This is a genomic window from Xenorhabdus japonica, from assembly GCF_900115195.1.
GTDB lineage: Bacteria > Pseudomonadota > Gammaproteobacteria > Enterobacterales > Enterobacteriaceae > Xenorhabdus > Xenorhabdus japonica.
Genome location: NZ_FOVO01000024.1, coordinates 52,309 through 60,213 on the forward strand (window position 1 = coordinate 52,309; position 7,905 = coordinate 60,213).

5 protein-coding genes are annotated in these 7,905 nt (G+C 40.3%); 2 read left to right on the forward strand and 3 right to left on the reverse strand.

The window, feature by feature from the left end; all coding sequences use genetic code 11:
• Positions 1 to 9: 9 nt before the first annotated feature.
• Complete coding sequence (gene mdtH, locus BM135_RS10620; RefSeq protein ID WP_092519701.1) at positions 10 to 1,215, reverse strand: multidrug efflux MFS transporter MdtH; 1,206 nt, start codon at positions 1,213 to 1,215, stop codon at positions 10 to 12.
• Positions 1,216 to 1,390: 175 nt separating this feature from the next.
• On the opposite strand from mdtH, the gene rimJ reads away from it, so the two are divergent.
• The gene (gene rimJ, locus BM135_RS10625) at positions 1,391 to 1,978 is read left to right on the forward strand and encodes a ribosomal protein S5-alanine N-acetyltransferase (RefSeq protein WP_092519702.1); all 588 of its coding nucleotides are present in this window, start codon (positions 1,391 to 1,393) and stop codon (positions 1,976 to 1,978) included.
• A 233-nt stretch (positions 1,979 to 2,211) separates the two neighbouring features.
• Here rimJ and BM135_RS10635 read toward each other — a convergent pair whose 3' ends face one another.
• Positions 2,212 to 2,811, reverse strand: coding sequence for a protein kinase domain-containing protein (locus BM135_RS10635; protein ID WP_092519704.1), 600 nt, complete (start codon positions 2,809 to 2,811; stop codon positions 2,212 to 2,214).
• Positions 2,812 to 3,698: 887 nt separating this feature from the next.
• On the opposite strand from BM135_RS10635, the gene murJ reads away from it, so the two are divergent.
• Complete coding sequence (gene murJ / locus BM135_RS10640) at positions 3,699 to 5,234, forward strand: murein biosynthesis integral membrane protein MurJ (RefSeq protein ID WP_092519705.1); 1,536 nt, start codon at positions 3,699 to 3,701, stop codon at positions 5,232 to 5,234.
• 679 nt (positions 5,235 to 5,913) lie between these two features.
• Here the strand turns inward: murJ and argS are convergent.
• On the reverse strand, positions 5,914 to 7,644 hold the full coding sequence (argS, locus tag BM135_RS10645; RefSeq protein ID WP_092519706.1) for an arginine--tRNA ligase: 1,731 nt from the start codon (positions 7,642 to 7,644) through the stop codon (positions 5,914 to 5,916).
• Positions 7,645 to 7,905: the final 261 nt, after the last annotated feature.

Below are 7,905 nucleotides of genomic sequence, written 5' to 3' on the forward strand. Positions count from 1 at the left end.
TTGTCAATATTAATATTTACTAATGATGATAGGCTCAATCTTCTTTTGATTGAGTTGGCGATGAAGAGCATAAATAGTGATTAAGCCCGCTAGCCCCAGTAAAAGCCATGGTAATTGCGGCATATTCAAAGCCCGGCCTGTATCATAGAGCCATCCACCACCGATATAACCCAACGCACCCCCCAATGCCAGCCCCAGTCGGCTGAAGCCCATGTAACTGCCGCGTGCGCGTGGATCGGTCAGTGAAGCACTCAGTGTTTCACGTGCAGGATCTGCGGTCACTAAGCCCAAATAAAACAGACAAATTAGGCTGAATAGGAGGTGCAATTGATTAATCCAACCAATTGGGAACATACATATGCTCATTAAAAACAGACCTGCCATGAGCCGTTGTTCCTGTCGGAAATGTTTCTCACTCCAACGTGCAATAGGATACAGCAGAGTCAGTGATATCGCGGCTTCAATGGCATACATCCACTTAACGGCAGTATGTGAACTGGAAATTTCATGGATAATAATGGGGAACATCAACATGACTTGTACAGACAGAACAAAATAACCCGTCAACGTCAGCACATAGTAAAAGAACCGACGATCTTTAATAACGCGTCCTATATCTTCTTTGATAGGTGTTCGGCTGGTTGAAATGCGGTATGCAGGCAGAAGCCATGCGTTAATGAATGCTGCCAGCACAAAAATAGCTGAACCAATCCAGCAAACGATATTGAAATTATATTGCAATAACCAGCTTCCTATCAGTGCACCGATCACAGCTCCGGCGCTGTCTTGCATTATTAAAAGTGAATAAAAGCGCCCTCGTTCATGGGGACGGGTTAATTTAATGACCAGTGCAGCTCTTGGGGGATCAAATAATGTTCCGCCTAATCCAGATAGAATGCAGGAAAGGAATAATATCCAAGGCTCAGATGCCAGAGCCATCAGGGCGAAACCCACCGCACGAAGTAGCATTCCGGTAACAATCATCGGCTTGGCACCGAATCTATCCGCAATCGCGCCACCAAAAATGCCCAGTCCTTGTTGTACAAGTTGCCGCAAGCCCAGAGCGAAACCGACAATAACGGCAGCCCAGCCAAGTTGCTCGACGAAACGAATTGAAATTAAGGGAAAAACAACAAAAAATCCTAAAACAACTAATAAATTATCGAACAAAAGAAAATATTTACCCAAGCTACGTGCTTGTGAAACTAATGACATTTTGCACCATCTAAATATGAAAAAACAAATATGAATTTTTTGTTATTTTGGACTTAATTTAAGTATTAAGGTAGAGGGAATATAGATGATATTTTTTTATCGTCGAAGATGATAAAAAATTCCGTAAGCGTTAAATTACTTAAAAATGTATCAACGTAAAATATCAGGAGAAATCATGTTTGGTTATCGTTCTACATCCCCCAAGATTTGCTTTATTACGGATAGAATGGTTGTTCGTGTGGTGTATGAACGGGATGCTTATAGGCTGGCTGAATATTATGCAGAAAATAAAGATTTTCTTAAGCCGTGGGAGCCGACAAGAGATGGTAGTTTTTATCAACCTTCTGGATGGACAAATAGGTTGAGTTATATTGCGGAATTGCAACGGCAGGGAGCTACATTTAATTTCTTGTTATTGGATTCTAATGAAAATGAAGTGATGGGGGTTGCTAATTTCACTAATGTTGTACGAGGAGCGTTTTATTCCTGTTACCTTGGTTATTCTTTGGGAGAAAAATGGCAGGGGCAAAGTCTAATGTATGAAGCGTTGCAACCGGCAATCCGTTATATGCAGCGTTACCAGAAAATGCACCGAATTATGGCTAATTACATGCCACATAATCATCGCAGTGGGAATTTACTTAAGAAGCTCGGTTTTGAACGGGAAGGTTACGCTAAGAATTATTTAATGATTGATGGAGTCTGGCAAGATCATGTGCTGACATCCTTGATTGATGATTTATGGAGTAATGCGAGTTTATGAGTTTGTCAGGACGGGCTTGGATTATGTAGGTGTTGTTGAAAGAGTTGGTATTGTTGAAAGACTTGCAATGAATTCGGATATAGACTGTGGGCGTTCTGAAGGATTGATTGCTAGAGCAGTGTCAATCGCATGTAGAAACGATAAGGAATACCCTGTTGGGCGCAGTTTTGTCAAGGGCTGATAACAATCTTTCAGATTGCGTACAATACTAACAGGGGGAGGCTTACCCAAAATTAAAGTGTATAGCACAGCCCCCAACGCATAGATATCTGTCCAGGGCCTTGTTGGTTTTTTTCATTAGCTGTGTACTGTTCAATGGGGCTAAAGCCGGAACGGATGGTTATTTCGGTATCATCAGACAAGCATTTTGTCGTTTTGTGGATAGAGCCAAAATCCAATAATATTGGTGATTGATTATCCTGAATTAAAATATTGTCTAAAGAAATATCGTAGTGTAAATAATTTTTTTGATGGAGTGCATCAAGTGCATCCAATAAAGGAAACAGTATCTGACAAAGCCAATTTTCATTGATGAGATGCGAATATTTTACTCCCAATTTATTTAATGTCATTCCTTTATAAAAGGGAGTTGCTATATAGGCCGTGCAGTTTTGTTGCCAAAAGCGTAGAAAACATGGGAGGCTGGGATGTTCAAAACAGGACATAAGGTGTGCTTCTCGGGTAAAGTTTTGTAATCCAGTATAAAACCGATTCTTTGACTCTTTTTCTCGTAATTTTAGCTTCATATCCTGTTGGCGTATGACAAAAGAGAGGGGCATATATTCTTTGATAGCAATATTTTGTTTAAGGTTATGATCCCAAACACGATACACGATACACGATACACGATACTACCTCTGCTTGTGCCGATAACTTCTTCGATTTCAAATTCATTGAGACAATGCCCAATCGGAAGAGGGTGAATAAAGTCAATGCTGCCGGCGGCATGATTCTTTTGAAAGTTCTGCAATTGGATAACCTCTTGGTTATATAGCTAATCCGTGAATTGAAATTGGAACTTGCCATGCTTGAGAGATACCTGAAGTTGATAATTTTGTTTATCGTTTACATTGGAAAAAAGCAGTTGCTGGTTGATTTGTAGTAGCTTGGTGATCATATTTTGCTTTCCACCATATAACGTTTCGGTAATACAAAAAGAGTCATGTTGAGTTAAACATAATGTTTAATATTTGTAATCTGTGAAAGTTATTTCGTTTAAGAAATATGTAAGTTTATTTTTTATCATTTAAATTAATTTAATTAGTCCAGATAGTCATATGTTATTAAGTAATATTTTTTCAAAGGGCAAGAGTTTGATTGTCACTATAAATGGTTGAAATATGTTTATTCAAACTTATTTTTAAGATAGCAATGTATAACTTATTATGTGAATCCAAGTCTTTTTTTATCTGTGAATATTTTTTCTTTATGGGATATATAAATTTTTTTTTGATAATGTGAATTATTACTCTAAGAGTATGTGGTGTTCTGGGAAGAGGATGCATTTGGTAAGAGATTAACGGGGATGATGAGTAATATCCGGTTATCAAAAAAATAATATCTTGTAAAATCATTTGGTTGTATGTAGATTATTCACAATTCTTTTCAACTTTGGAATGAATGGAACTCATTGACATACAACAACATTATCTTGATTTATTGGCTTAATGCTTTTATATCTCTTATGTTCATTTCATAAAAATCAATTTTAGAAAATATCATGAATTTACTGAAATCACTGGCAGCGATTAGCTCAATGACAATGTTCTCCCGCGTTCTGGGCTTTATTCGTGATGCCATCATTGCTCGTATATTTGGTGCTGGCATGACAACGGATGCCTTTTTCGTTGCCTTCAAACTACCTAATTTACTGCGCCGTATTTTTGCTGAGGGCGCTTTTTCACAAGCATTTGTTCCTATCCTTGCTGAATATAAAAACCAGCAGGGAGATGAAGCGACACGTACCTTTATTGCGTATGTATCAGGGATGCTGACGCTGGTTTTGGCGGTAATAACGGTGACAGGCGTGATTGCTGCGCCTTGGATTATCTATGTGACAGCGCCGGGTTTTACGGATACACCAGATAAGCTTGCTTTAACGAGCGATCTGCTCAGAATTACGTTTCCCTATATTTTTTTGATATCTTTGGCTTCCTTGGCGGGAGCAGTGCTCAATACGTGGAATCGCTTTTCTGTACCTGCCTTTGCCCCGACATTGCTTAATATCAGCATGATCGTCTTTTCGCTGTTTGTGTCACCTTATTGTAATCCTCCTGTGATGGCACTAGGTTGGGCTGTGATAGCAGGCGGTATTTTGCAATTGGCTTATCAACTTCCTCACCTGAAAAAAATAGGTATGCTGGTGTTGCCGCGGGTTTCTTTTCGGGACAGTGGTGTCTGGCGTGTTATACGTCAGATGGGGCCAGCTATTTTTGGGGTTTCAGTCAGTCAGATTTCATTGATCATTAATACTATTTTCGCCTCATTTTTAGTCTCTGGCTCAGTGTCATGGATGTATTATGCTGATCGTTTAATGGAGTTACCTTCGGGGGTATTGGGGGTGGCATTAGGTACAATCCTGCTACCTTCACTGGCAAAAAGTTTTTCTAGTGGAAATCACGAGGAATACAGGCGATTAATGGATTGGGGATTGCGCCTTTGCTTTTTGTTGGCTTTGCCTTGTGCGGTCGCGTTAGGGATTTTGGCGAAACCATTGACAGTGTCACTTTTTCAATACGGTAATTTTTCTACTCTTGATGCAGAAATGACGCAAAGGGCGTTAATCGCTTACTGCTTTGGTTTAATGGGATTGATTGTGGTTAAAATCCTCGCTCCAGGTTTTTATGCTCGGCAGGATATTAAAACGCCCGTTAAGATTGCGATTGCGACGTTGATTTTAACTCAGTTAATGAATCTTGTTTTTATTGGCCCATTGAAACATGCGGGTTTGGCACTTTCTATCGGTTTAGCTGCCTGCTTCAATGCCAGTATGCTTTATTGGCAATTGCGTAAGCGTGAGATCTTTAAGCCATTGGCAGGATGGGGAGTTTTCCTGCTGAAACTGGTCGTGGCAATTGCGGTAATGGTCGGGGTGTTACTGGCAATGTTGTGGGTAATGCCGGCTTGGGAGCAGGACAATATGGCATGGCGCCTGCTACGGTTAATGGGAGTTGTCATCGCGGGGGCTGGTAGTTATTTTACTGCATTGGCTTTGATGGGTTTCCGATTGAAGGATTTCGCTCATCGGGGATTATAGTAATTAATAAATATTTATAATATTAGCTGCCCAATTATTCTATGGGCAGCTTTTTTTCTTTGCTGTAGGTGATATTGAGTTATGGAATCTATTTTTTAATAGAATAGGTTAATTACGTGTCATCATTTTTCCACAGAGTTTATACCAATGATATATTCATGGTGCTGGTGTATACCTGCCTTGCTGTATTCATTATGTTTTTTAATAAATCCGTAACCGTATGAAAATAAGAGATGTCACTGCTATTGGGATAATTTAAATAACTAATAAACAAAGCTATATAAACAAAATGAATTTCTTTAAGAAATTATAATTGCAATGAATTGGTTTAAATAAACTTAGAATTAAGGACGAAAATATTCCATTTTTTCCTCATCTTAGAGAAAGATTTTTTAAGGGTGATTTAGTATATGGTTTAAATGATAAGAGAAGGGAATATGTTAATAATAACCCTAGATTTGCAGATGCTAAAGTTCACTTATAGTGAAGGAAAATATCCACTAATGTTTATTGATAATTATTTAACTCCCTATAGTAAGGCAATATATAAATAACAAAAAGCTTATTTTTTGTGATGCCAGATAATTAGTTTAACTGAATGAAATGAGAATAAAAATGAAGAAACACTGGCGTAAAAAATTTTACGCCAGTCTATGAATGAGGTTGTATATCTGAATAATTACATCCGTTCTACAGTCTGGATACCCAAAGTATCTAAACCTTGCTTCAAAGTTTTCGCTGTCAGTAGTGCCAATTTCAGGCGGCTCTGACGCAGTTCTTCGTTATCAGCACTTAAGATCGGGCAATGTTCATAGAAGCCGGAGAACAGGCCTGCCAAATCATACAAATAAGAACACATCACATGAGGTGTCCCTTCACGAGCTGCGCTGGTGATAGTCTCTTCAAATTGCAGTAAACGAGTTGCCAGAGCCTGTTCACGTTCTTCGTTTAGAATAACTGGCAGTGCCAGGCTGTTTTCATCAATTTCTGCACGCTTGAAGATAGAATTTACACGGGTATAAGCATATTGCATATAAGGTGCAGTGTTACCTTCAAAGGCGAGCATGTTATCCCAGTCAAATACATAGTCGGTAGTACGGCTTTTGGAAAGATCCGCGTATTTCACTGCACCGATACCTACAGCGTTGACGACTTTTTTCAGCTCGTCCTCTGGTATATCCGGGTTTTTCTCGCGGATTAGGGCGTCTGCGCGCTCAATGGCCTCATCTAATAAATCAGACAATCTTACTGTACCACCTGCACGGGTTTTAAATGGCTTGCCATCTTTGCCCAACATCATGCCGAACATATGATGCTCAAGTGACATGGATTCAGGAATGTAACCCGCTTTGCGTACTATTGACCAGGCTTGCATCAGATGTTGGTGCTGGCGTGAATCGATGTAGTAAAGAACGCGGTCTGCATGCAGGACTTCATGACGGTATTTGGCACAAGCGATATCGGTGGTGGTATAAAGATAACCGCCATCTTTTTTCTGGATGATAACACCCATTGGTTCGCCTTCTTTGTTCTTGTACTCATCAAGGTAAACCACGATAGCACCGTCACTCTCAACGGCAAGCCCACGTTGTTTTAGATCTGCAACAACGCCGGACAGCATATCGTTATACAGGCTTTCACCCATGACATCTTTTTCTGTCAGGGTCACATTCAGGCGGCCATAGGTTTCCTGATTCTGTGACATAGTGATATCAACCAGTTTACGCCACATAGCACGGCAGTATTCATCACCACCTTGCAGTTTCACTACGTAGCTACGGGCGCGAACAGCAAATTCTTCATCTTCATCGTAAGTTTTCTTCGCTTCACGGTAGAAGGCTTCCAAATCCGCTAATGCCATGTCACTGGCATCTTCATTCTGAACTTTTTCCAGATAGGCAATCAGCATTCCGAACTGAGTTCCCCAGTCACCAACATGGTTGGCCCGGATGACCTTGTGGCCCAGAAATTCGAGGGTACGCACAGCTGCATCGCCGATAATTGTGGAGCGAATGTGCCCAATATGCATTTGTTTTGCAACGTTCGGTGCGGAATAGTCGACAACGATAGTTTGTGGTTCCACCGGAGTGATGCCCAGTTTTTCACTTTTCAATGCGGTTTCGATATTGGCAGCAATCCACGCTTTATCCAGAAAAATATTGATAAAACCGGGACCAGCGATCTCAACTTTGCTGGCAATTCCTTGCAGACTCAGCAAACTGACGACTTTTTCTGCCAATTGTCGGGGGGGTATGCCCACTTTTTTAGCTGCCGCCATGACACCGTTCGCTTGGTAGTCACCAAACTGAGCTTTTGCAGATTGACGAACGTGAGCTTCACTGTCAGTTGGAGCACCAGCCGCAATCAGCGCATGACTGATTTTTTCTGAAAGAATTGCCTGAATATTCACCGTATTACCTTAAGTTACGCACAAAAGCCCCTGCATTAGAACTATTCAAATAAGAATTATGCAAATAAAAACTATGCAAATACTTTCAAGCGTGTGAGTTATGAGAAAATAACGAGTTTTATACCATATTCAGCATCCTGCATGCTACCATCAGCCACCTCTGGTATAGGGCAAACGGGTCTAATTTATACAGATGAAAATCCCACTGTCAGGATTTTCATCATATAGCCATTATCCCAGCCAGCCTTCTGGCGCTTAGTC